We start from the raw sequence: 22,184 nt of genomic DNA on the forward strand, positions 1-22,184 counted from the left end.
AAATATAAATTATCGGAGGCCTATACATGAAAAAGAAAAATCGTTTTGTTACCGGAATTGTGACGGCTGGCGTTCTATTTTCAACTGCCCTTCCGTTCAATGTACTTGCTGAAAATCCTATTAACCAAATTGACTCTTCAAACGCCCAGTCTTTACTATCAAAACTTTCTAAAGAACAGCGCCAGGCATTACAATCGTTAGATGCCAATCCTGGTTTTACTATTTCGCCAGATATTAATACGAGTAGTTCTGAACCAGTAAATATCATTGTAGAATTTCAAACTGCTCCAGTAAAGATTAATGAATTAAAACAAAAAGAAAAAGGGTTACAAGCTGCTCCTGAAAACATAAAAGCACGTATTGATCAAGAACATGAAGAATTCCAAAAAGGACTAAAACGTCTTCATCAATTCAGCCCATCAGTAAAATCAGGAAATTTCCAGTCTGTACAAATTAAACGTTCGTATAAACATGCGATAAATGGGGTTGCGCTAACATTACCTGCAAATACAGTGGAAGAATTGTTACGAATTGGCGTTGTAAAACGTATTTGGAAAGATTACGAAGTGAAATTAAATTTACCAAAACAAGCGGAGCAGAAAGCACCTCAAAAACTAACAGATAGCATTCCGCAAATTGGGGTAGATAAGTTACATAGCGAGGGCATTACCGGAAAAGGAATTAAAGTTGGTGTATTAGATACAGGTATTGATTATAATCACCCTGACTTAAAAGACGTGTATAAAGGCTATCGTGCAAAACCGGGTGAAGATTCTAGTAAGGTAGACCCAAACTCCGTAAAAGGTTGGGACTTTATTAATAACGATGCAGATCCGATGGAAACAACTTATACAGAGTGGCAACAATCTGGCGTTCCTGAATTTGATGATCGTGGTTCTTCCTTCTATACTGCGCATGGTACTCACGTAGCAGGTATCGTTTCTGCTCAAAAGAAAAACAAATCAGATTCCGCAGTAAAAGGTGTTGCACCTGACATTGAACTGTATAACTATCGTGTACTCGGTCCTTATGGAAGCGGCGATAGTTCTGGTATTATTGCTGCAATCGATAAATCTATTTCTGACGGTATGAACGTCATTAACTTATCGTTAGGTGACGATAGCAACAACCCGCTTGATCCAACGTCTATCGCTGTCAATAACGCAATGCTTTCGGGCGTTGTTACAGTCGTTGCTGCCGGGAACTCTGGCCCAAATCCATCAACACTCGGATCACCTGGTGCTTCTCCATTTGCTATTACAGTTGGAGCAAGTGATAGCTCTATTTCCTTGCCGAAACTATCAGGTCATGCTGGGCAATTACAATTCCCTAACCTAATTTTATTCGGCAAAAACTTCACTGATAAAATAGAGGATTTCAAAGGACAATCTCTCCCTATTGAATCTGTAGGAATCGGTACTCCTGACGAGTTTAGTAAAAAAGATGTAAAAGGAAAAATCGCTCTCGTTGCACGTGGTACAATCTCGTTTGATGAAAAAATCGCAAATGCGAAACAAGCTGGTGCAAAAGCAGTTATTATTTATAACAATGTGGATGGAGAAATTCCTTATTACATTGGCGAAAGCACAAAATACATTCCAGCATTCCGCCTAACGAAAGAAGATGGAGAAAAACTAAAAGCTCAAATCGAACAAGGCAGCACATCCTTAACTTTCGATGAAATCAATTACACTCAAACAGAAGGCGATCATCTTGCAGACTTTAGCTCACGCGGCCCTGTTACATCAAATGATGATATTAAACCTGATATTACAGCGCCTGGTGTTGCGGTACTTTCAACAGTACCTGAATATATTAACGACCCGCAAGAAGGTGAAAACTACGATGTTTCCTATGAACGTATGCAAGGAACATCCATGGCATCTCCTCATATCGCTGGCGTTGCTGCTCTTATTTTGCAAGAACACCCAGAATACTCTCCATTCGATGTAAAGGCATCTCTTATGAACACAGCTGATGATTTAAAAGAAAAGTATTCCGTATATGAAGTGGGAGCTGGACGAGTAGATGCTTATAACTCTGTTCACACGGAAACAAGTTTTAAAGTGTTAGATACGACAAAAACAATTGTCAATGATGAAGTGATTGAAGTACCAGAAGAAACTGGATCCATTGCATTCGGTAAATACTATCAAAAAGACGGGGAATCAATTGAACAAACACGAAAAATTAAAATTGAAAACCGCAATAAACAAGAAAAGAAAGAATTTAAAACAGAAATTTCTTATACACCAGCTTCTTCTGCTATTAACGACGCTACCGCAAACGGTGTAAAAATTTCTACTTCTGAAACAATTACGATTGATGCTGGTAAATCAGATGAAATTGAAGCAAAAATTAATATTCCTGCTGGTGCAAAGCAAGGCCGATATGAAGGATATATTCATATTACAAACACGAAAAACAAAGAAGAAACGTATCAAATTCCATTTTCTATTCGCGTTTCAGAACCTGGTATTGAAAATGCGATATTATCAAGAAAAGCAATTTCAACTGATACATCTAAATTTAATCCATACGGTGAATCATATGTTCACGGGGCATTCCAATTAAACAGCGAACTTGAAACGTTAGATCTTATCGTGAAAGATTCAAAAACAAATAAAGCGCTCGGTTTCATCGGAACATTAAACACAAGTGGACTAAAAACTGATGTGTATTACTACTTAGATTCATTCTTTAACGGAAAAGTGTATCCTTTTACAAATGATCCTGCGAAGCCAATTGGTGATGAGAAAATTAACTTACCAGAAGGAGATTACACAATTGAGTTTGTTGGCTATGATAAAGCCGGAAAGGCGCGTGTGAAAGGTGATTATGTCGTAATTGATAATACACCACCAGAAGTGAAATTAACTGGATTAAAACCTGGTATTTATGAATTAAATGAAGAAAACTATACAGTAGAAGACGGTAAAAAGGCACTATGGATTAAAGGTAATGTGTATGATTCGAACGTTGACTACTTAAAAGGAAAAGGGTTAAACATTACGCAAGAAGCGAATGGCGTTATGTACTATGACTATTCTCCATACTTGCATAAGTTTTTACCTATTAATGCAAATGGTGACTTTAAAGTTGGCATTACTCCTGAATCCTTTAAAGTAGAAGGACCAATGAACACAGGCGTATATATTTTCGATTATGCAACTGCAGGTCCTGACTATCCAAGCGGTGTAAATAACTATTGGTTTATTCCGCAAGGTGCTCAATATGCGAAAGCTAGTTATGATAAAAAAGAATTATATAAAGATGATGAGTTCACTGTGACACTAAACGCCAAACATGTGAAACAATTTGTATCTGGAGAATTTAACGTAAAATTCCTAGAGAAGAACTTCAAATTTGCAAATGCGAAATTGAATCCTGCTTTTGAAAAACTCCTTTCTGAAAAAGGGGTAACCGCAAAAGTGAATGAACCGAAACTAGAAGAAGGTTCTGTTATAGTAGGCGGAGCTATCGATGATAAAAACTTCGCCGGATTAGATGGTGACTTCCCGTTCATTGATGTAACTTTCAAGGTAGAAAATGATGAGTTTTATGAAGCAAATGCTCAATTAGATTTACCAGTGTTCGTTTACTGGAAACAAGGTGAATCAGAGCCAAACAGAATGCGTGTACTTCAAGATCAAACATTCTCAGTTATGTCTTTAAACTCAAAAGTAGAAGGAAATATTAAACCTGGTGCATTCTTAAATGAACGTGGATATTTAGATGAGAAATTCGATTATACAAAGCTTGGTGTAAAAGTATATGCAACGGATTCTTACCGTCATAAGTTTGAAGGCTCACTTGATAAATACGGTTACTTCAAATTGAATGGACTTCCTGTTAATAAACGTGATTATAACTTATACGTGGAGGTTCCAGGACATTTAACAAGCCGACTAATTACAAAACTAGGTACTGAAAAAAATGGTAAGCTGCTTGGTCAATATTATTATGCACGACCTGATGAAAATCTTGCCGGTGATGTAAATGGAGATAAAGTAATTGATATAAAAGATGCTGAAATTATCGCTAGCAACTATGGTAAAAAAGGAGTATCTGTAAAAGACGGAGACCTCAACAAAGATGGTATTATCGACGAAAAAGATATTCGCTTCGTTGAAAAGAACTTCTTGAAAAAAGGTCCGGATGCGTCTAAATCACAAACACCTGTGGAAAAATCAAAAAGCGGTACACTGGCAGATATTTTAAAGAAATTAGGATTAACACCTAAAAAATAATAATAAAGAGCACTCTATATAAAGTAGAGTGCTCTTTTCTATAAACGACCCTTATCCAGCAAAAGGGGTATATTGGGGATATACAAGGGAAACCGGAAAAGGAATTTATATTAAATTATATAAAAATTCAGAGGTAGGAAGCAGTTTCCCGCCTCTGAATTATTTAGCGATTATTATAGTACTGGTGCCATTGTTTCTTTTAATACTTTTACAGAATGAGCAAATTTCGCTTTTTCTTCTTCATTTAACTCAAGTTCTACGATTTCACGTACACCGTCGCGGTTAATAACAGCTGGAACACCTACGAAAGCATCTTTCTCACCATATTGTCCTTCAAGGTATGCAGATACAGTTAATACGCTGTTCTCGTTGCTTAAGATTGCTTTAGTTACACGAAGTAGTGACATACCGATTCCGTAGTAAGTTGCACCTTTACGCTCGATGATATGGTAAGCTGCATCACGTACGTTTTCGAAGATTTTATCTAAGTCTTCTTGTTTGTACTGTTCGTTGTTAGCTAAGATTGTTTCTAGTTTTTGTACACCGATAGTAGCGTGGCTCCATACTGGAAGTTCAGTGTCACCGTGTTCACCAACGATGTAAGCATGAACGTTACGTGGATCTACATTTAAGTAGTCACCTAACATGTAACGGAAACGAGCAGAGTCTAAAGTAGTACCAGAACCGATTACGCGCTCTTTTGGTAAACCAGATTCTTTCCAAGTTACGTAAGTTAAAATATCAACTGGGTTTGTAGCGATTAAGAAAATTCCATCGAATCCGCTATCCATAATGCCGCGAACGATTTGTTTAAAGATCTTTGTATTTTTCTCAACTAAGTCTAAACGAGTTTCACCTGGCTTTTGTGGTAATCCAGCAGTGATAACTACTAAATCTGCATCTTTACAATCTGCATAGCTACCGCTCCAAACTTTTGTTGGTGATGGAGAGAATGGTACCGCATGGCTTAAGTCCATTGCTTCCCCTTCTGCTTTTGCTTCATTAACATCTACAAGTACGAATTCTTCAGCTACACCTTGGTTGATCATTGAGTAAGCATAACTACAACCTACAGCTCCTGTTCCTACTAATACTACACGATTGATACCTTTTTTCATGGTAATTTCCCCTCTCTATTGTTCACATATATTTTTTTATGATTGTTTAAGTAATTAATTAAAATACTAATTTAATGTTGTTTAACTTCTTTACATTCATATTGTAGCACGTATTATTGTGAATTACTTCACAAATTATGACCTATTTGTGAACTTTTTCACATAGGGTGTAAAGTTGATGGAATAGGTGTGGAATCCATTTCAATGGAGGCGTTTTCTTTAGATTGTGAAAGGGTTTTTCTTACGTTTTTGTCGGTAAGTGAAATTATATCGGCGATTATTTTCATATATCAACGATTTTTAGAATATATCTACCGTAACTCAAAATATATCAACGATTCGACAAGGAATATCGACTTACCGACAAAACTCGACAATAATGACAACATAAAAAAGCTGTCTCCAGTAGGTCACCTATTGAAAGACAGCTTTTTTCTATTTATACTATTTATTTTCCGCGGTAGCTCCCGGATGTATTTTCATCGGTTTCTCCAAGTGTAGGAGGCTACAGCCATACAGCTGGGGTAAAAGTTCAACTTGAGTATCATTTGTTAGATAGATAGTTCCTTCATATTCATACAGGTCCAAATAAACAACATGATTGTATTTACGGCTCTCTATATACCCCACTGCAACAGCGAATACTTCATATTTCTTCTATTGCATAAAAAAGCATACTATCTAAAGTCCACTTTTACACAACAAAAAAGAGATAGCAGATTATGCTATCTCTTTTAGTATGACCCGTACGGGATTCGAACCCGTGTTACCGCCGTGAAAGGGCGGTGTCTTAACCACTTGACCAACGGGCCAATTCTGGCAGAGAAGAAGGGATTCGAACCCTCGCACCGCGTTCGCGATCTACTCCCTTAGCAGGGGAGCCCCTTGAGCCACTTGGGTACTTCTCTATAATATGGCTCCGCAGGTAGGACTCGAACCTACGACCGATCGGTTAACAGCCGATAGCTCTACCACTGAGCTACTGCGGAATAATTATGGTGGGCCTAAATGGACTCGAACCATCGACCTCACGCTTATCAGGCGTGCGCTCTAACCAGCTGAGCTATAGGCCCATAATTGAAAAGCGGGTGAAGAGAATCGAACTCTCGACCAGAGCTTGGAAGGCTCTTGTTTTACCACTAAACTACACCCGCATTAAATTGTAAATGGTGAGCCATGAAGGATTCGAACCTTCGACCCTCTGATTAAAAGTCAGATGCTCTACCAACTGAGCTAATGGCTCATTTTGAAAGTGGTGCCGACTAGAGGACTTGAACCCCCAACCTACTGATTACAAGTCAGTTGCTCTACCAGTTGAGCTAAGTCGGCTTGCGACTTCAAAATGGTGGCTCGGGACGGAATCGAACCGCCGACACGAGGATTTTCAGTCCTCTGCTCTACCGACTGAGCTACCGAGCCTTTATGTAAAAAAATGGCGGTCCCGACCGGGGTCGAACCGGCGATCTCCTGCGTGACAGGCAGGCATGTTAACCACTACACCACGGGACCATTTGGTTGCGGGGACAGGATTTGAACCTGCGACCTTCGGGTTATGAGCCCGACGAGCTACCGTGCTGCTCCACCCCGCGATGATAAAATATTTAATTTAGAAAAAATGGAGGAGGTAGAGGGATTCGAACCCCCGCGCGACTCTCGCCGCCTGTCGGTTTTCAAGACCGATCCCTTCAGCCGAACTTGGGTATACCTCCGAGATATAAAGCTTTAGTGGTGGACCTTGTAGGACTCGAACCTACGACCGGACGGTTATGAGCCGTCTGCTCTAACCAGCTGAGCTAAAGGTCCTTTATGGTAGCGGCGGAGGGGATCGAACCCCCGACCTCACGGGTATGAACCGTACGCTCTAGCCAGCTGAGCTACACCGCCATAAATGAAATTTAAATAAGTGGAGCCTAGCGGGATCGAACCGCTGACCTCCTGCGTGCAAGGCAGGCGCTCTCCCAGCTGAGCTAAGGCCCCGTGTTTTTGGAAAATCGGGAAGACAGGATTTGAACCTGCGACCCCCTGGTCCCAAACCAGGTGCTCTACCAAGCTGAGCCACTTCCCGTTAATAAAAGCGCGCCCGAGAGGAGTCGAACCCCTAACCTCTTGATCCGTAGTCAAACGCTCTATCCAATTGAGCTACGGGCGCATATGGTGCCGAGGGCGGGGGTCGAACCCGCACGGTGGTCACCCACCGCAGGATTTTAAGTCCTGTGCGTCTGCCTGTTCCGCCACCCCGGCATGTCATATTGAAAATTGGAGCGGAAGACGGGATTCGAACCCGCGACCCCAACCTTGGCAAGGTTGTATTCTACCACTGAACTACTTCCGCAAGACATGTATGAGTTATTTTATTAAAAGTGCGGGTGAAGGGAGTCGAACCCCCACGCCAAAGGCGCTAGATCCTAAGTCTAGTGCGTCTGCCAATTCCGCCACACCCGCATATTAATTATTCAAAGAAAAAATGGGGCGACTGATGGGAATCGAACCCACGAATGCCGGAGCCACAATCCGGTGCGTTAACCACTTCGCCACAACCGCCATGATTTTCTGGTGCCGACTAGAGGACTTGAACCCCCAACCTACTGATTACAAGTCAGTTGCTCTACCAATTGAGCTAAGTCGGCTAAATGGTGGAGGATGACGGGATCGAACCGCCGACCCCCTGCTTGTAAGGCAGGTGCTCTCCCAGCTGAGCTAATCCTCCATTTGCCTGGCAACGTCCTACTCTCACAGGGACAAGGTCCCAACTACCATCGGCGCTAGAGAGCTTAACTTCCGTGTTCGGTATGGGAACGGGTGTGACCTCTCTGCCATCATTACCAGACTGTATTCATTTAAGACAAGAATCATCATAACTTATTTAACTTTTAAAGTCAACAAGTTTTTTATATTCTTTCAAAACTAGATAACATTGCTTCATATTATATGGTTAAGTCCTCGATCTATTAGTATTCGTCAGCTCCACATGTCACCATGCTTCCACCTCGAACCTATCAACCTGATCATCTTTCAGGGATCTTACTAGCTTACGCTATGGGAAATCTCATCTTGAGGGGGGCTTCATGCTTAGATGCTTTCAGCACTTATCCCTTCCGCACATAGCTACCCAGCTATGCCCTTGGCAGAACAACTGGTACACCAGCGGTGCGTCCATCCCGGTCCTCTCGTACTAAGGACAGCTCCTCTCAAATTTCCTACGCCCACGACGGATAGGGACCGAACTGTCTCACGACGTTCTGAACCCAGCTCGCGTACCGCTTTAATGGGCGAACAGCCCAACCCTTGGGACCGACTACAGCCCCAGGATGCGATGAGCCGACATCGAGGTGCCAAACCTCCCCGTCGATGTGGACTCTTGGGGGAGATAAGCCTGTTATCCCCGGGGTAGCTTTTATCCGTTGAGCGATGGCCCTTCCATGCGGAACCACCGGATCACTAAGCCCGACTTTCGTCCCTGCTCGACTTGTAGGTCTCGCAGTCAAGCTCCCTTATGCCTTTGCACTCTACGAATGATTTCCAACCATTCTGAGGGAACCTTTGGGCGCCTCCGTTACACTTTAGGAGGCGACCGCCCCAGTCAAACTGCCCACCTGACACTGTCTCCCGGGTCGATAAGACCCGTAGGTTAGAATTTCAATACAGTCAGGGCGGTATCCCACCAGCGCCTCCACCGAAGCTAGCGCTCCGGTTTCAATGGCTCCCGCCTATCCTGTACAAACTGTACCAAAATTCAATATCAGGCTACAGTAAAGCTCCACGGGGTCTTTCCGTCCTGTCGCGGGTAACCTGCATCTTCACAGGTACTATAATTTCACCGAGTCTCTGGTTGAGACAGTGCCCAAATCGTTACACCTTTCGTGCGGGTCGGAACTTACCCGACAAGGAATTTCGCTACCTTAGGACCGTTATAGTTACGGCCGCCGTTTACTGGGGCTTCAGTTCAGAGCTTCGCTTACGCTAACCCCTCTCCTTAACCTTCCAGCACCGGGCAGGTGTCAGCCCCTATACTTCGCCTTACGGCTTCGCAGAGACCTGTGTTTTTGCTAAACAGTCGCTTGGGCCTATTCACTGCGGCTTTCCGTTAAGAAAGCACCCCTTCTCCCGAAGTTACGGGGTCATTTTGCCGAGTTCCTTAACCAGAGTTCTCTCGCACACCTTAGGATTCTCTCCTCGCCTACCTGTGTCGGTTTGCGGTACAGGCACCTTTTATCTCGCTAGAAGCTTTTCTTGGCAGCGGGGAATCAAAGACTTCGCTCCATAAGGAGCTTCCCCATCACAGCTCAGCATACGCGATAAGCGGATTTGCCTACTTATCAGCCTAACTGCTTGGACGTGCACAACCAATCGCACGCTTCTTCTATCCTTCTGCGTCCCTCCATTGCTCAAACGATAAAGAGGTGGTACAGGAATATCAACCTGTTGTCCATCGCCTACGCCTGTCGGCCTCGGCTTAGGTCCTGACTAACCCTGAGCGGACGAGCCTTCCTCAGGAAACCTTAGGCATTCGGTGGACGGGATTCTCACCCGTCTTTCGCTACTCATACCGGCATTCTCACTTCTAAGCGCTCCACCAGTCCTTCCGGTCTGACTTCACTGCACTTAGAACGCTCCCCTACCACTGATACCATTGGTATCAATTCGCAGCTTCGGTGGTGTATTTAGCCCCGGTACATTTTCGGCGCAGAGTCACTCGACTAGTGAGCTATTACGCACTCTTTAAATGGTGGCTGCTTCTAAGCCAACATCCTAGTTGTCTAAGCAACTCCACATCCTTTTCCACTTAATACACACTTTGGGACCTTAGCTGGCGATCTGGGCTGTTTCCCTCTTGACTACGGATCTTATCACTCGCAGTCTGACTCCTAAGGATAAGTCATTGGCATTCGGAGTTTGACTGAATTCGGTAATCCGATGAGGACCCCTAGTTCAATCAGTGCTCTACCTCCAAGACTCTTACACTTAAGGCTAGCCCTAAAGCTATTTCGGGGAGAACCAGCTATCTCCAGGTTCGATTGGAATTTCTCCGCTACCCACACCTCATCCCCGCACTTTTCAACGTGCGTGGGTTCGGGCCTCCATTCAGTGTTACCTGAACTTCACCCTGGACATGGGTAGATCACCTGGTTTCGGGTCTACGACCACGTACTAAACGCCCTATTCAGACTCGCTTTCGCTGCGGCTCCGCCTCTTCAGCTTAACCTCGCACGGGATCGTAACTCGCCGGTTCATTCTACAAAAGGCACGCCATCACCCATTAACGGGCTCTGACTATTTGTAGGCACACGGTTTCAGGATCTCTTTCACTCCCCTTCCGGGGTGCTTTTCACCTTTCCCTCACGGTACTGGTTCACTATCGATCACTAGGGAGTATTTAGCCTTGGGAGATGGTCCTCCCAGATTCCGACGGAATTTCACGTGTTCCGCCGTACTCAGGATACATTCAAGAGAGAACGAAGTTTCGACTACGGGGTTGTTACCCTCTACGACGGACCTTTCCAGGTCGCTTCGTCTACCTCGTTCCTTTGTAACTCCGTATAGAATGTCCTACAACCCCAAGAGGCAAGCCTCTTGGTTTGGGCTATGTTCCGTTTCGCTCGCCGCTACTCAGGAAATCGCATTTGCTTTCTCTTCCTCCAGGTACTTAGATGTTTCAGTTCCCTGGGTCTGTCTTCCTTACCCTATGTATTCAGGTAAGGATACCATACCATTACGTATGGTGGGTTTCCCCATTCGGAAATCTTCGGATCAAAGCTTACTTACAGCTCCCCGAAGCATATCGGCGTTAGTCCCGTCCTTCATCGACTCCTAGTGTCAAGGCATCCACCGTGCGCCCTTTCTAACTTAACCAAACTAAAATTAAAAAAAATATGAGCTACACTGTTATCTAGTTTTCAAAGAACATACATTTATATATGAGAGATAGTTCTCTCAAAACTGAACAAAACGAAACACGGAAACTTATATTGATGAACAGCGTTCATCAATTCTCCATAGAAAGGAGGTGATCCAGCCGCACCTTCCGATACGGCTACCTTGTTACGACTTCACCCCAATCATCTGTCCCACCTTAGGCGGCTGGCTCCATAAAGGTTACCCCACCGACTTCGGGTGTTACAAACTCTCGTGGTGTGACGGGCGGTGTGTACAAGGCCCGGGAACGTATTCACCGCGGCATGCTGATCCGCGATTACTAGCGATTCCAGCTTCATGTAGGCGAGTTGCAGCCTACAATCCGAACTGAGAACGGTTTTATGAGATTAGCTCCACCTCGCGGTCTTGCAGCTCTTTGTACCGTCCATTGTAGCACGTGTGTAGCCCAGGTCATAAGGGGCATGATGATTTGACGTCATCCCCACCTTCCTCCGGTTTGTCACCGGCAGTCACCTTAGAGTGCCCAACTTAATGATGGCAACTAAGATCAAGGGTTGCGCTCGTTGCGGGACTTAACCCAACATCTCACGACACGAGCTGACGACAACCATGCACCACCTGTCACTCTGCTCCCGAAGGAGAAGCCCTATCTCTAGGGTTTTCAGAGGATGTCAAGACCTGGTAAGGTTCTTCGCGTTGCTTCGAATTAAACCACATGCTCCACCGCTTGTGCGGGCCCCCGTCAATTCCTTTGAGTTTCAGCCTTGCGGCCGTACTCCCCAGGCGGAGTGCTTAATGCGTTAACTTCAGCACTAAAGGGCGGAAACCCTCTAACACTTAGCACTCATCGTTTACGGCGTGGACTACCAGGGTATCTAATCCTGTTTGCTCCCCACGCTTTCGCGCCTCAGTGTCAGTTACAGACCAGAAAGTCGCCTTCGCCACTGGTGTTCCTCCATATCTCTACGCATTTCACCGCTACACATGGAATTCCACTTTCCTCTTCTGCACTCAAGTCTCCCAGTTTCCAATGACCCTCCACGGTTGAGCCGTGAGCTTTCACATCAGACTTAAGAAACCACCTGCGCGCGCTTTACGCCCAATAATTCCGGATAACGCTTGCCACCTACGTATTACCGCGGCTGCTGGCACGTAGTTAGCCGTGGCTTTCTGGTTAGGTACCGTCAAGGTGCCAGCTTATTCAACTAGCACTTGTTCTTCCCTAACAACAGAGTTTTACGACCCGAAAGCCTTCATCACTCACGCGGCGTTGCTCCGTCAGACTTTCGTCCATTGCGGAAGATTCCCTACTGCTGCCTCCCGTAGGAGTCTGGGCCGTGTCTCAGTCCCAGTGTGGCCGATCACCCTCTCAGGTCGGCTACGCATCGTTGCCTTGGTGAGCCGTTACCTCACCAACTAGCTAATGCGACGCGGGTCCATCCATAAGTGACAGCCGAAGCCGCCTTTCAATTTCGAACCATGCAGTTCAAAATGTTATCCGGTATTAGCCCCGGTTTCCCGGAGTTATCCCAGTCTTATGGGCAGGTTACCCACGTGTTACTCACCCGTCCGCCGCTAACTTCTTGAGAGCAAGCTCTCAATCCATTCGCTCGACTTGCATGTATTAGGCACGCCGCCAGCGTTCATCCTGAGCCAGGATCAAACTCTCCAATAAAGTTAGTTTGTCTAGCATCTAAAAATAAAAATTGACGTTTCACGTTGTTTGTTTCGTTCAGTTTTCAAAGAACTACTTGGTCGCTCATTTGCGACTTCCTTATGTTAACATCTTCGTTTTTCGATGTCAACTAAGTTTTTCAATTTCTTTTTTGTCGTTTTCTGCGTTTCCGCATCAGCGACGGTTATTAATATATCATGGTGAAATTCGAAATGCAACACCTTTTATAAACTTTTTTTAGATCACCCTAATTTCTTTGTTAATATCATATACTTAAACGAAATATCTCTTTCATGTATAAATAATTCCTACATATATTCTATATAAAGTAACTCTATCAAAAGCATTTCTTTCTATAATAAATGTTTTATTTATATACCATATCATACAAGGAGGAATATATATGGACTATGCCGATTTATTAATCAAACTAGGTCTCTCGGCTATTTTAGGGTTCGCTATCGGTTTAGAGCGCGAATTAAAACGAAAACCACTTGGTTTAAAAACTTGTTTAGTTATTTCTATCATTAGTTGCCTCCTGACGATTGTTTCTATTAAAGCGGCTTACAATTTACCACATACCGATCATATGAATATGGATCCACTTCGACTTGCCGCTCAAATTGTATCAGGAATCGGTTTTTTAGGTGCCGGTGTTATTTTACGAAGAGGAAACGATAGCATTGCAGGACTAACGACTGCTGCTATGATTTGGGGTGCTTCTGGTATTGGTATTGCTGTTGGGGCTGGATTCTATATCGAAGCGATTTTCGGAATGTGTTTCCTTATGATTAGCGTTGAACTTATACCATTAGCAATGAAATTTGTAGGACCGAGATCATTTCGTCAACGTGATATCGCAGTAAAACTTGTTGTGCGAAATATGGACAATATCCCAATTGTAATTGAAGAAATAAAAGAAATGGATATAAAAGTTAAGAATATGAAGCTCAAAACATTGGAGAATGGCTCTCACTATTTACATTTGAAATTATCCATCGATCAAAAAAGGCATACTGCTGATGTTTACTACGCCCTCCAGCATCTTGAAAGTGTCCAACAAACTGAATTAGAAAGTATGTAATGTAAAACAAACTCTCTTTTAAATTAGAGAGTTTTTCTTTTTTCTATAATGGTAACAATGAATGTAGCCCTGCAAAGTAAGGAGGAATAAGAGTTTGAAATCCCGTCCAAATTTAGTAGATACATTTCGTGATTCCATTATTTTTCGTTTAGTTTGCTTTATTGTTGTACTTACTGCTTTTTCTGGCTTCCTTATACATAGATTAGAGCCATCGCACTTCACCACATGGTTTGATGGAGTTTGGTGGTCAATCGTTACCATTTTCACCGTTGGCTATGGTGACTTTGCCCCGCATACACTAATAGGCAAACTTATCGGTATGGGTATTATTTTATTTGGAACCGGTTTTTGTTCTTATTATATGGTTCTGTTCGCCACTGATATGATTAATAAACAATATATGAAAATTAAAGGAGAAGAAGCCGCTACCTCTAACGGTCATATGATTATCGTGGGTTGGAATGAACGGGCAAAACATGTTGTAAAACAAATGCACATCTTACAACCGAACCTTGATATCGTTTTAATTGATGAAACACTTTCTTTACTTCCAAAACCATTTCATCATTTAGAATTTATAAAGGGTTGCCCGCATCACGATCAAACTTTATTAAAAGCTAATATTACAACGGCTCACACTATATTAATAACAGCTGATAAAGAAAAAAATGAAAGCTTAGCAGATACACAGTCCATTTTAAATATTTTAACTGCAAAAGGTCTTAATCCAAACATTCACTGCATCGCTGAACTTCTTACTTCTGAACAAATACAAAATGCAACTAGAGCTGGTGTATCAGAAATTATAGAAGGAAATAAATTAACGAGCTACGTATTTACCGCTTCTCTTTTATTCCCTTCCATTTCAGGCGTACTATTCTCACTTTACGATGAAATCTCTGATAACAAATTTCAACTGATGGAGCTTTATCCTTCCTGCACTGGACAAACTTTTGCAAATTGTAGCTATACTCTTTTAAAGCAAAATATTCTCTTACTAGGTATAAAACGCGACGAACAATATATGATTAATCCAGTCCATTCCTTTGTTCTCATTGAAAGCGACATACTCATTGTTATTCACCATTAAGAAAATGTTTTTCTAGTTCCTGCATGAGCACTTTCCCAATATTGATATATTTTCTTTTCACATCTCCATCTGGATCTTTCGGCTCAGCAAATTGATCCATTCCACTCGTTCCAGCCGTTAAAGTATTTACGTGATCATCTAGTTCGTCTTGATATACGTGCGAAAGAATATAAGGCGTTCCAAGACGGACTATTACACCAGGCACATCTAATTCGCCATTCACTGCTGTAAATGGCACTCGCAGAAATTGATATCCATCTTCTTCATCGATTTTGTAATCAAAGCATCCTTTATCGTAATCCCAATTGCCACCAATGTTATACCCAAGTGGCTTCATTATCTCTTCTAACTTATATAACGCATATGTACGTCCTTCTAAATTTGATTGAATCGGAATCAAGCCCATCCCTCCTAGACTTTTTCTTTAGCATACCCACTCTAGTTTGAATATACCGATGGACTTTTCGATAAAATAATAAAAAGCGACCGGAATCCGGTCGCTTTTTATTATTTTAAACGCTCTTCTAATTCTGCTTTTAACTCTTCAAATCCTGGTTTACCAAGTAAAGCAAACATGTTTTTCTTGTATGCTTCTACTCCTGGTTGGTCAAATGGATTTACGCCTAATAAGTAGCCGCTCATCGCACATGCCTTTTCGAAGAAGTATACAAGGTAACCGAATGTGTACTCATTTAATTCAGGGATATTTACGATTAAGTTTGGTACGCCACCATCGCTATGCGCAAGTAATGTACCTTCGTATGCTTTCGTGTTTACGAAGTCTACAGTTTCACCAGCAAGGTAGTTTAATCCATCTAAATCGTTTTCTTCTGATTCGATTGTTAGTTCATGTGTAGATTTACCTACTTTCAGAACTGTTTCGAATAAGTCACGACGACCTTCTTGAACGTATTGACCTAATGAGTGTAAGTCAGTTGAGAAGTTTGCTGAAGATGGGAAAATACCTTTTTGATCTTTTCCTTCACTTTCGCCAAATAACTGTTTCCACCATTCAGAGAAGTATTGAAGTGCTGGCTCATAGTTAACAAGCATTTCAATTGTTTTTCCTTTATTGTATAAAGCGTTACGAACTACTGCGTATTGGTAAGCTGGGTTTTCTTCTAGTTCTGATGCACCGAAGTCACCATGACCAGCAGCTGCACCTTTCATCATCTCTTCAATATTTAAGCCACTTACTGCGATTGGTAATAAACCAACTGGCGTTAATACAGAGAAACGTCCTCCAACATCATCTGGAATAACGAATGTTTCGTAACCTTCATTATCAGCTAATGTTTTTAATGCACCACGTGCTTTATCTGTCGTTGCATAAATACGTTTACGAGCTTCTTCTTTTCCATACTTTTCTTCTAATAACTTACGGAAAATACGGAATGCTAGTGCCGGCTCTGTTGTTGTACCTGATTTGGAAATAACGTTAATAGAGAAGTCTTTACCTTCTAATACGTCCATTAAATCTTTCATGTAAGTGGAGCTAATGTTTTGTCCAACAAATAGCACTTGTGGAGTTTTACGTTGTTCTTTAGATAGCGTGTTGTAGAAAGAATGGTTTAACATTTCGATTGCTGCACGTGCTCCTAGGTAAGAACCACCGATACCTACAACAAGTAAAATGTCAGAGTCATTTTTAATTTTTTCTGCGCATTTTTGAATGCGCGCAAATTCTTCTTTGTCATATTGAAGCGGAAGGTCTACCCACCCAAGGAAATCGTTCCCAGCTCCAGTTTTTTCGTGGATTGCATGATGTGTTACTTTCACTGCATCACGTAAATAAGTGATTTCATGTTCACCGATGAAGGATAACGCTTTAGAATAGTCGAACGTTACATGTGTACTCATCTTTTTCCCTCCAATAATGTATATGTATTTCTGTATTCACTTTAGCGAAACTGAAGTTGTAAATCAAGCGATTCAACCATTGTAAACGTAACCAATATATATTTTTTAGAAAAAGTTCATTTTTTGCATAAAAATTCGCATTTTTCGGTATAGATGTATATACATCCTTTTTCTTATATTTTTTATGTATAAAAACAACATAACTACGCCATTCTATAAAGGAGTTAATTAACTCATCGCTTGCTCATGCTTCACAATTAAGGGGGGCTTTTTCATGAGTACTCTGCAACGTATCGCATTAGTCTTTACTGTAATTGGCGCTGTGAACTGGGGACTAATCGGGTTCTTCCAGTTTGACTTAGTGGCAGCCATTTTCGGTGGACAAAATTCAGCTCTTTCCCGTATTATTTACGGCATCGTTGGTATTTCTGGGCTTATCAATCTTGGTTTACTCTTTAAACCATCAGAAAATCTTGGCACTCACCCAGAAACGAACGAAATTCGCTAGTCAGTATGTCCTTACTTCACCTCCGACATACGAATATGATTGCATGCAATCATATTTGCAAATATATATCATAAGATAAAGTAAAAGAGGAACGCTCATATGCGCTCCTCTTTTACTTTGTTAACTCGGACTCTTCAATCCATTCGGTTAGCTTTTCTCGCAGCGTATTAAATCCGTTCTCAGATGGATTCGGTATAAGAATCCGCCCTTGTTTTCTTCTCGCCGCTTTTAACGATAAACTCATTTTTCTGTGTTCTTCATCAATTGAAAGTACTTTTACTTCTACTGTATCGCCGATTTTTAAAAAGTCATGAATATCCTTTACATATCCATTTGTAATTTCAGATATATGCACAAGCCCTTGTGTTTCTGCATCTAACGCTACAAATGCCCCGTAATCTTGAATCCCAGTCACTTTCCCTGTTACAACCACTCCAGTTGTATATTGTTCTGACATATGAAACACTCCCATACGTTTACCATTTTCTCTACAATTGTAGATAGCAAAGCAGATGATTTATTGTTAAATATCCGATTAGTTAGTACGTACCCTAAGTAAAGCTACTCAGGATACGCATACCTTATATTAGTAAATTATACCACTATGACAGAACTCATTCAAAATTAACGAAAAATTTCCTAGAGTACGTATAATTTTCTAATATTGGGATAGAATACTAACACATGGCTTTCTAGTATTCCCCCCCTTTTATGGACAAAACGTATTATGTTTTGTCCTTTTTTTATTTTCTATAAACCGTTCCATTCTCTTCATTGCTTCCATAAGTTGTTCAAGCGATGTTGCATACGAGCAACGAATAAATCCTTCACCACTTTCGCCAAATACACTCCCAGGTACAACAGCCACCTTTTCTTCTAATAATAACCGTTCTGCAAATTCTGCCGAAGATAGTCCAGTTGAAGAAATAGAAGGAAAGACATAAAATGCTCCGCCCGGCACATGACACGTTAAACCCATTTCATTAAACGATTTCGTCATAAAATTACGGCGTTTCTTATAACTATCTCTCATCCGAATTACTTCATCATTCCCCGCGCGTAACGCTTCAAGTGCTGCGAACTGAGACATTGTCGGTGCACACATCATGGAATATTGATGAACTTTGAGCATTAATTCCGAAAATTGAACAGGAGCTGCAATCATACCGAGACGCCATCCTGTCATCGCAAACCCTTTTGAAAATCCTGAAATTAAAATTGTATGCTCGCGCATATTTTTAATACTCGCGAAACTTGTATATACTTCGTCGTATACAAGCTCTGCATAAATTTCATCAGATAATACGATTAAATTGTACTTTTCAACAATCACTGCTATTTCTTCAAGCTCGGATTTATTTAACATTGCACCTGTTGGGTTATTTGGTGAACAAAGTAAAATTGCCTTTGTTTTCGCTGTAATAGCTGATTCAATTTGTTCTGGTTGTACTTTAAATTCATTTTCTAAAGTCGTTGCCACAGGAACCGGAACTCCTCCAGCTAATGTCACAAGCGGTGCATAAGAAACGAAACTTGGTTCAATAATGAGTACTTCATCATCAGGATTTATAATGGCGCGCATCGCTACATCTAACGCCTGACTCGCTCCAACTGTAACAATGATTTCATCGTTTGGATCATAAGATACTGCAAATTGTTTTTTTAGATACTTTGCTATTTCTTGACGAAGTTCCAATAATCCTGCATTTGCTGTATATGACGTATATCCTTGTTCTAAAGAACGGATGCATGCTTGCCTTACATTCCAAGGTGTAACAAAGTCAGGCTCTCCTACTCCAAGAGAAATAACACCTTTCATATTTGCTGCTAAATCGAAAAACTTTCGAATACCAGATGGTTGTAAAGATTCTGCCGTTCTAGATAGTTCAAATTGCTTCATGGTGTCACCACAATGCGCTTATCATCATCGTTTTTTTCGTAAATAATTCCCTCATGTTTATACTTTTTCAAAATGAAATGCGTTGTTGTAGAAACGACAGATTCAATTGTTGCTAATTTCTCAGAAACAAACATCGCTACTTCTCCCATTGTCTTTCCTTCTAATGTAATAGAAAGATCGTATGTCCCTGACATTAAATACACAGATTTCACTTCTGAATAACGATAAATTTGTTCAGCAACCGCATCGAACCCAACGCCGCGCTTTGGCGTAACTTTCACATCGATCATCGCCGTTAAACCTGTATGTTCTTTTACCTTCGTCCAATCGATATGCGTTACATAATCCACAATAATCTTTTCCGCTTCTAATTTTTCAACCATCTTCTTTACTTCTTTTACTTCTATATTTAACAGCTTCGCTAATGTATCTACAGATAATCGACTACTTTTTTCAAGACAAGCTAATAATTCTAATTCCTTTTCTGTCACCATATAAATCATCCTTCCTTTTCGGTTGTGTCTAAATTATACAAATACCCTTTCCAGTTTGAAAAGAAGATTTTTTTAGTGAATTATGTCAAAATAAAGTGAAACTTTAATCCGCACCAATCGGGATTTTACGGACAGTTGCTCTCCCAACTAACCTCTTTACTTGGGCTACTTTTTGAGGTGGGGGGGCTTACTGTCCGTTAATAGCGGGGGAAGTGAAACTTTAATCAGTGAAAAAGCGCAGGATAAAGTGAAAGGGGATGGAACCGTGAAACCAAAAGTTTATATTGCTGAACCAGTTCCAACATTTGTAGAAAGCTATTTATCAGAACACTGTGATTATGAAAAATGGGAGCAAAATGAGAAGGTACCTCGCGATGTCCTATTGGAGAAAATACAAAATAAAGATGGATTATTAAATTTCGGATCTGCTATTAATGAAGAATTATTAAATGTAGCTCCTAACTTAAAAGTAGTAAGCAACATTTCTGTCGGTTACGATAATTTTGATTTACAAGCGATGGAAAAGCGCAATGTCATTGGAACGAATACACCATATGTATTAGATGATACAGTAGCGGACCTTGTTTTCGCTCTTATGTTATCTGCTGGTCGCCGCGTCTGCGAACTCGACTCCTACGTGAAAAATGGTGAATGGAACGCCGAAATCGGAAAAGAGCACTTCGGGCTGGATGTACACCATAGTACAATCGGTATTATCGGAATGGGACGAATTGGAGAAGCCGTTGCAAAACGGGCGAAATTCGGATTTGATATGAATGTTCTGTATTATAACCGTCGCCGGAAAGAAGAAGCTGAACAAAAATTCGATGCTACATATTGTGATTTACAGACGTTACTCAAACAATCTGATTTTATTGTTCTTCTTACTCCATTAACAGATGAAACGTATCATCTTATCGGAGAAAAGGAATTTTCATTAATGAAAGAAACAGCAATCTTCATTAATGCCTCTCGCGGAAAAACAGTAGATGAAGAAGCGTTAATACATGCGTTAACAGAAAAGAAAATCTTTGCAGCAGGCATTGATACGTTTACACAAGAGCCGATTCAAAAAGATAATCCGCTCTTATCATTACAAAATGTCGTGACTTTACCGCATATTGGATCTGCAACGTTAAAAACTAGGCAGCAAATGGCTATGACAGCCGCTGAAAATTTAGTTGCAGTGTTACAAGGAAAAACACCGCCTAATATTGTTCGCGGGTAATGATGAATAAACGAAAGGCAAGATGACATCGTCATCTTGCCTTTTTTTGTTAACATATTTTTTTCTGCCTTGGAGATGATATGAACAAAAATCAATGGAGTGACAAAAAATGAATCACGAATATACTTGTCCTTATTTCACTTTTTCCACTCGCGGCACTACTATTCATTACGAATTGTATGAACATGACAACAAAACGGAACGTCCTACTTTCGTGCTCATTCACGGCTTTTTATCTTCCTCATTCAGTTACCGCCGTCTTATTCCTTTACTATCGAAAGCAGGAACAGTACTGGCTCTTGATTTACCACCTTTCGGAAAAAGTGATAAGTCTCATCTGTTTAAATATTCTTATCACAATTTAGCAACGGTTATTATCGATTTAATTGAACATTTATCTCTCTCAAATATTGTGTTAGTTGGGCATTCTATGGGTGGACAAATTTCTCTCTATGTAAACCGTATACGCCCTGAATTAATTTCAAAGACAATTTTACTATGCAGCTCTAGCTATTTAGCACGTGCAACTTTGCCTTTACTATACTCTTCTTATTTACCGTTCTTTCATTTATACGTAAAGAACTGGATTATACGGCGGGGCATTGTTCATAACTTAATGAATGTCGTTCATGATCACTCATTAATTGACGATGAAATGAAGGAAGGTTACTCCGCTCCTTTTTATGACAACCGTATATTCCCTGCTTTAACTCGTATGATAAGAGACCGTGAAGGTGATTTATCTTCAACTGAATTACAAAAAATTGAAACACCTACACTACTCATTTGGGGTGAAAAAGATCGTGTCGTCCCTGTACATGTAGGTCATCGGCTACACAAAGATTTACCAAATTCGAAATTTATTTCTTACGAAAACACAGGACATTTACTACCTGAAGAAAAGCCTGAACTTGTTTATGAAGAAATTATCGCTTTTTCTGCGCAATAATATAAAGTGAAACTTTAATCAGTGGGGGGCTTCATCCTCCACTGATTATTAGTTGAACCAATCGGGCATTTACGGGCAGTGGATCTCCCCCTAACTTCTTTGCTCTACCCGAATTTTGAGGTGGGAGTTTTACTGCCCGTAAATGCGGGGCAAA

General features: G+C 41.2%; 12 protein-coding genes, 22 tRNA genes, 3 rRNA genes and 1 pseudogene. 7 read left to right on the forward strand and 31 right to left on the reverse strand.

The annotated features are described in order from the left end of the window. Window positions 1–26: 26 nt before the first annotated feature. Window positions 27–4,250, forward strand: a complete 4,224-nt coding sequence (locus QCI41_RS14950; RefSeq protein ID WP_353837184.1) for a S8 family serine peptidase — start codon at window positions 27–29, stop codon at window positions 4,248–4,250. Between the two features lie 173 nt (window positions 4,251–4,423). On the opposite strand, the gene QCI41_RS14955 is transcribed toward QCI41_RS14950, so the two are convergent. After that, window positions 4,424–5,368, reverse strand: coding sequence for an L-lactate dehydrogenase (locus tag QCI41_RS14955; RefSeq protein WP_353837183.1), 945 nt, complete (start codon window positions 5,366–5,368; stop codon window positions 4,424–4,426). Window positions 5,369–5,832: 464 nt separating this feature from the next. On the opposite strand from QCI41_RS14955, the pseudogene QCI41_RS30695 reads away from it, so the two are divergent. Beyond that, window positions 5,833–5,997, forward strand: a pseudogene (locus QCI41_RS30695) (IS4 family transposase); the annotation flags it as partial. 111 nt (window positions 5,998–6,108) lie between these two features. Here QCI41_RS30695 and QCI41_RS14960 read toward each other — a convergent pair. From QCI41_RS14960 to QCI41_RS15080, 25 genes are all read right to left on the reverse strand, one after another. Further along, window positions 6,109–6,180, reverse strand: a tRNA-Glu gene (locus QCI41_RS14960). A 5-nt stretch (window positions 6,181–6,185) separates the two neighbouring features. After that, a tRNA-Ser gene (locus QCI41_RS14965) sits at window positions 6,186–6,276 on the reverse strand. A gap of 6 nt (window positions 6,277–6,282) precedes the next feature. Further along, window positions 6,283–6,357, reverse strand: a tRNA-Asn gene (locus QCI41_RS14970). 7 nt (window positions 6,358–6,364) lie between these two features. After that, window positions 6,365–6,441, reverse strand: a tRNA-Ile gene (locus QCI41_RS14975). A 10-nt stretch (window positions 6,442–6,451) separates the two neighbouring features. After that, window positions 6,452–6,522: transfer RNA gene (locus QCI41_RS14980), tRNA-Gly, on the reverse strand. 13 nt (window positions 6,523–6,535) lie between these two features. Then, window positions 6,536–6,611 (reverse strand) — tRNA-Lys (locus QCI41_RS14985). A gap of 10 nt (window positions 6,612–6,621) precedes the next feature. Beyond that, a tRNA-Thr gene (locus QCI41_RS14990) sits at window positions 6,622–6,697 on the reverse strand. 14 nt (window positions 6,698–6,711) lie between these two features. Continuing rightward, a tRNA-Phe gene (locus QCI41_RS14995) sits at window positions 6,712–6,787 on the reverse strand. Window positions 6,788–6,801: 14 nt separating this feature from the next. Beyond that, window positions 6,802–6,877: transfer RNA gene (locus QCI41_RS15000), tRNA-Asp, on the reverse strand. A 3-nt stretch (window positions 6,878–6,880) separates the two neighbouring features. Continuing rightward, window positions 6,881–6,957, reverse strand: a tRNA-Met gene (locus QCI41_RS15005). A 27-nt stretch (window positions 6,958–6,984) separates the two neighbouring features. Next, window positions 6,985–7,077, reverse strand: a tRNA-Ser gene (locus QCI41_RS15010). A 17-nt stretch (window positions 7,078–7,094) separates the two neighbouring features. Further along, window positions 7,095–7,171 (reverse strand) — tRNA-Ile (locus QCI41_RS15015). A gap of 4 nt (window positions 7,172–7,175) precedes the next feature. Continuing rightward, window positions 7,176–7,252: transfer RNA gene (locus QCI41_RS15020), tRNA-Met, on the reverse strand. A gap of 20 nt (window positions 7,253–7,272) precedes the next feature. Next, window positions 7,273–7,345: transfer RNA gene (locus QCI41_RS15025), tRNA-Ala, on the reverse strand. Between the two features lie 14 nt (window positions 7,346–7,359). Then, a tRNA-Pro gene (locus QCI41_RS15030) sits at window positions 7,360–7,433 on the reverse strand. Window positions 7,434–7,443: 10 nt separating this feature from the next. Next, a tRNA-Arg gene (locus QCI41_RS15035) sits at window positions 7,444–7,517 on the reverse strand. A gap of 3 nt (window positions 7,518–7,520) precedes the next feature. After that, a tRNA-Leu gene (locus tag QCI41_RS15040) sits at window positions 7,521–7,609 on the reverse strand. 16 nt (window positions 7,610–7,625) lie between these two features. Next, window positions 7,626–7,700: transfer RNA gene (locus QCI41_RS15045), tRNA-Gly, on the reverse strand. A 29-nt stretch (window positions 7,701–7,729) separates the two neighbouring features. Next, a tRNA-Leu gene (locus QCI41_RS15050) sits at window positions 7,730–7,810 on the reverse strand. A gap of 23 nt (window positions 7,811–7,833) precedes the next feature. Further along, window positions 7,834–7,909, reverse strand: a tRNA-His gene (locus QCI41_RS15055). A 10-nt stretch (window positions 7,910–7,919) separates the two neighbouring features. Beyond that, window positions 7,920–7,995 (reverse strand) — tRNA-Thr (locus tag QCI41_RS15060). Window positions 7,996–7,999: 4 nt separating this feature from the next. After that, a tRNA-Val gene (locus QCI41_RS15065) sits at window positions 8,000–8,075 on the reverse strand. Window positions 8,076–8,079: 4 nt separating this feature from the next. After that, window positions 8,080–8,195 (reverse strand): 5S ribosomal RNA (gene rrf / locus QCI41_RS15070). Between the two features lie 101 nt (window positions 8,196–8,296). Then, window positions 8,297–11,218: ribosomal RNA gene (locus QCI41_RS15075) — 23S ribosomal RNA — on the reverse strand. Window positions 11,219–11,365: 147 nt separating this feature from the next. Further along, window positions 11,366–12,917: ribosomal RNA gene (locus QCI41_RS15080) — 16S ribosomal RNA — on the reverse strand. The 16S, 23S and 5S rRNA genes sit together here with 22 tRNA genes alongside, the layout of an rRNA operon. Window positions 12,918–13,320: 403 nt before the next feature. Here QCI41_RS15080 and QCI41_RS15085 point away from each other — a divergent pair. Beyond that, window positions 13,321–14,001 (forward strand): MgtC/SapB family protein, encoded by a 681-nt coding sequence (locus tag QCI41_RS15085; RefSeq protein ID WP_000384160.1) that lies wholly within the window; start codon window positions 13,321–13,323, stop codon window positions 13,999–14,001. A 94-nt stretch (window positions 14,002–14,095) separates the two neighbouring features. Next, complete coding sequence (locus QCI41_RS15090; RefSeq protein WP_046953603.1) at window positions 14,096–15,091, forward strand: potassium channel family protein; 996 nt, start codon at window positions 14,096–14,098, stop codon at window positions 15,089–15,091. Here the strand turns inward: QCI41_RS15090 and QCI41_RS15095 are convergent. Then, window positions 15,078–15,491 carry a YugN-like family protein gene (locus QCI41_RS15095; protein WP_000612330.1) on the reverse strand — a complete coding sequence of 138 codons (414 nt, stop codon included), beginning with the start codon at window positions 15,489–15,491 and terminating at the stop codon, window positions 15,078–15,080. The genes QCI41_RS15090 and QCI41_RS15095 overlap by 14 nt on opposite strands. A gap of 107 nt (window positions 15,492–15,598) precedes the next feature. Further along, window positions 15,599–16,951 carry a glucose-6-phosphate isomerase gene (locus QCI41_RS15100; RefSeq protein WP_353837182.1) on the reverse strand — a complete coding sequence of 451 codons (1,353 nt, stop codon included), beginning with the start codon at window positions 16,949–16,951 and terminating at the stop codon, window positions 15,599–15,601. A gap of 274 nt (window positions 16,952–17,225) precedes the next feature. Here QCI41_RS15100 and QCI41_RS15105 point away from each other — a divergent pair, with 274 nt between their 5' ends. Then, a complete protein-coding gene (locus QCI41_RS15105) occupies window positions 17,226–17,459 on the forward strand; it encodes a DUF378 domain-containing protein (protein ID WP_000105789.1) in 234 nt (77 codons plus the stop codon). Window positions 17,460–17,571: 112 nt separating this feature from the next. On the opposite strand, the gene yugI is transcribed toward QCI41_RS15105, so the two are convergent. The 3 genes from yugI to QCI41_RS15120 form a co-directional block, all read right to left on the reverse strand. Next, window positions 17,572–17,916, reverse strand: coding sequence for a S1 domain-containing post-transcriptional regulator GSP13 (yugI, locus tag QCI41_RS15110; protein ID WP_000003761.1), 345 nt, complete (start codon window positions 17,914–17,916; stop codon window positions 17,572–17,574). A 252-nt stretch (window positions 17,917–18,168) separates the two neighbouring features. Further along, complete coding sequence (locus QCI41_RS15115) at window positions 18,169–19,359, reverse strand: aminotransferase (RefSeq protein WP_353837181.1); 1,191 nt, start codon at window positions 19,357–19,359, stop codon at window positions 18,169–18,171. Further along, a complete protein-coding gene (locus QCI41_RS15120) occupies window positions 19,356–19,853 on the reverse strand; it encodes an Lrp/AsnC family transcriptional regulator (protein WP_000255704.1) in 498 nt (165 codons plus the stop codon). Before QCI41_RS15120 ends, QCI41_RS15115 begins: the two co-directional genes overlap by 4 nt. A gap of 247 nt (window positions 19,854–20,100) precedes the next feature. On the opposite strand from QCI41_RS15120, the gene QCI41_RS15125 reads away from it, so the two are divergent. Both QCI41_RS15125 and QCI41_RS15130 read left to right on the forward strand, forming a co-directional pair. Continuing rightward, window positions 20,101–21,081 carry a 2-hydroxyacid dehydrogenase gene (locus tag QCI41_RS15125; RefSeq protein ID WP_353837180.1) on the forward strand — a complete coding sequence of 327 codons (981 nt, stop codon included), beginning with the start codon at window positions 20,101–20,103 and terminating at the stop codon, window positions 21,079–21,081. A gap of 109 nt (window positions 21,082–21,190) precedes the next feature. Then, the gene (locus QCI41_RS15130; RefSeq protein WP_353837179.1) at window positions 21,191–22,030 is read left to right on the forward strand and encodes an alpha/beta fold hydrolase; all 840 of its coding nucleotides are present in this window, start codon (window positions 21,191–21,193) and stop codon (window positions 22,028–22,030) included. The last annotated feature ends 154 nt before the right edge of the window (window positions 22,031–22,184 follow it).

Source organism: Bacillus cereus group sp. MG4 (genome assembly GCF_040460055.1).
Taxonomy (GTDB): domain Bacteria; phylum Bacillota; class Bacilli; order Bacillales; family Bacillaceae_G; genus Bacillus_A; species Bacillus_A wiedmannii.

Coding starts and splice junctions, on each gene's coding strand:
- QCI41_RS14950 (WP_353837184.1), top strand. CDS start 27: ATGAAAAAGAAAAATCGTTTTGTTACCGGAATTGTGACGGCTGGCGTT.
- QCI41_RS14955 (WP_353837183.1), bottom strand. CDS start 5,368: ATGAAAAAAGGTATCAATCGTGTAGTATTAGTAGGAACAGGAGCTGTA.
- QCI41_RS15085 (WP_000384160.1), top strand. CDS start 13,321: ATGGACTATGCCGATTTATTAATCAAACTAGGTCTCTCGGCTATTTTA.
- QCI41_RS15100 (WP_353837182.1), bottom strand. CDS start 16,951: ATGAGTACACATGTAACGTTCGACTATTCTAAAGCGTTATCCTTCATC.
- QCI41_RS15105 (WP_000105789.1), top strand. CDS start 17,226: ATGAGTACTCTGCAACGTATCGCATTAGTCTTTACTGTAATTGGCGCT.
- yugI (WP_000003761.1), bottom strand. CDS start 17,916: ATGTCAGAACAATATACAACTGGAGTGGTTGTAACAGGGAAAGTGACT.
- QCI41_RS15115 (WP_353837181.1), bottom strand. CDS start 19,359: ATGAAGCAATTTGAACTATCTAGAACGGCAGAATCTTTACAACCATCT.
- QCI41_RS15120 (WP_000255704.1), bottom strand. CDS start 19,853: ATGGTGACAGAAAAGGAATTAGAATTATTAGCTTGTCTTGAAAAAAGT.
- QCI41_RS15130 (WP_353837179.1), top strand. CDS start 21,191: ATGAATCACGAATATACTTGTCCTTATTTCACTTTTTCCACTCGCGGC.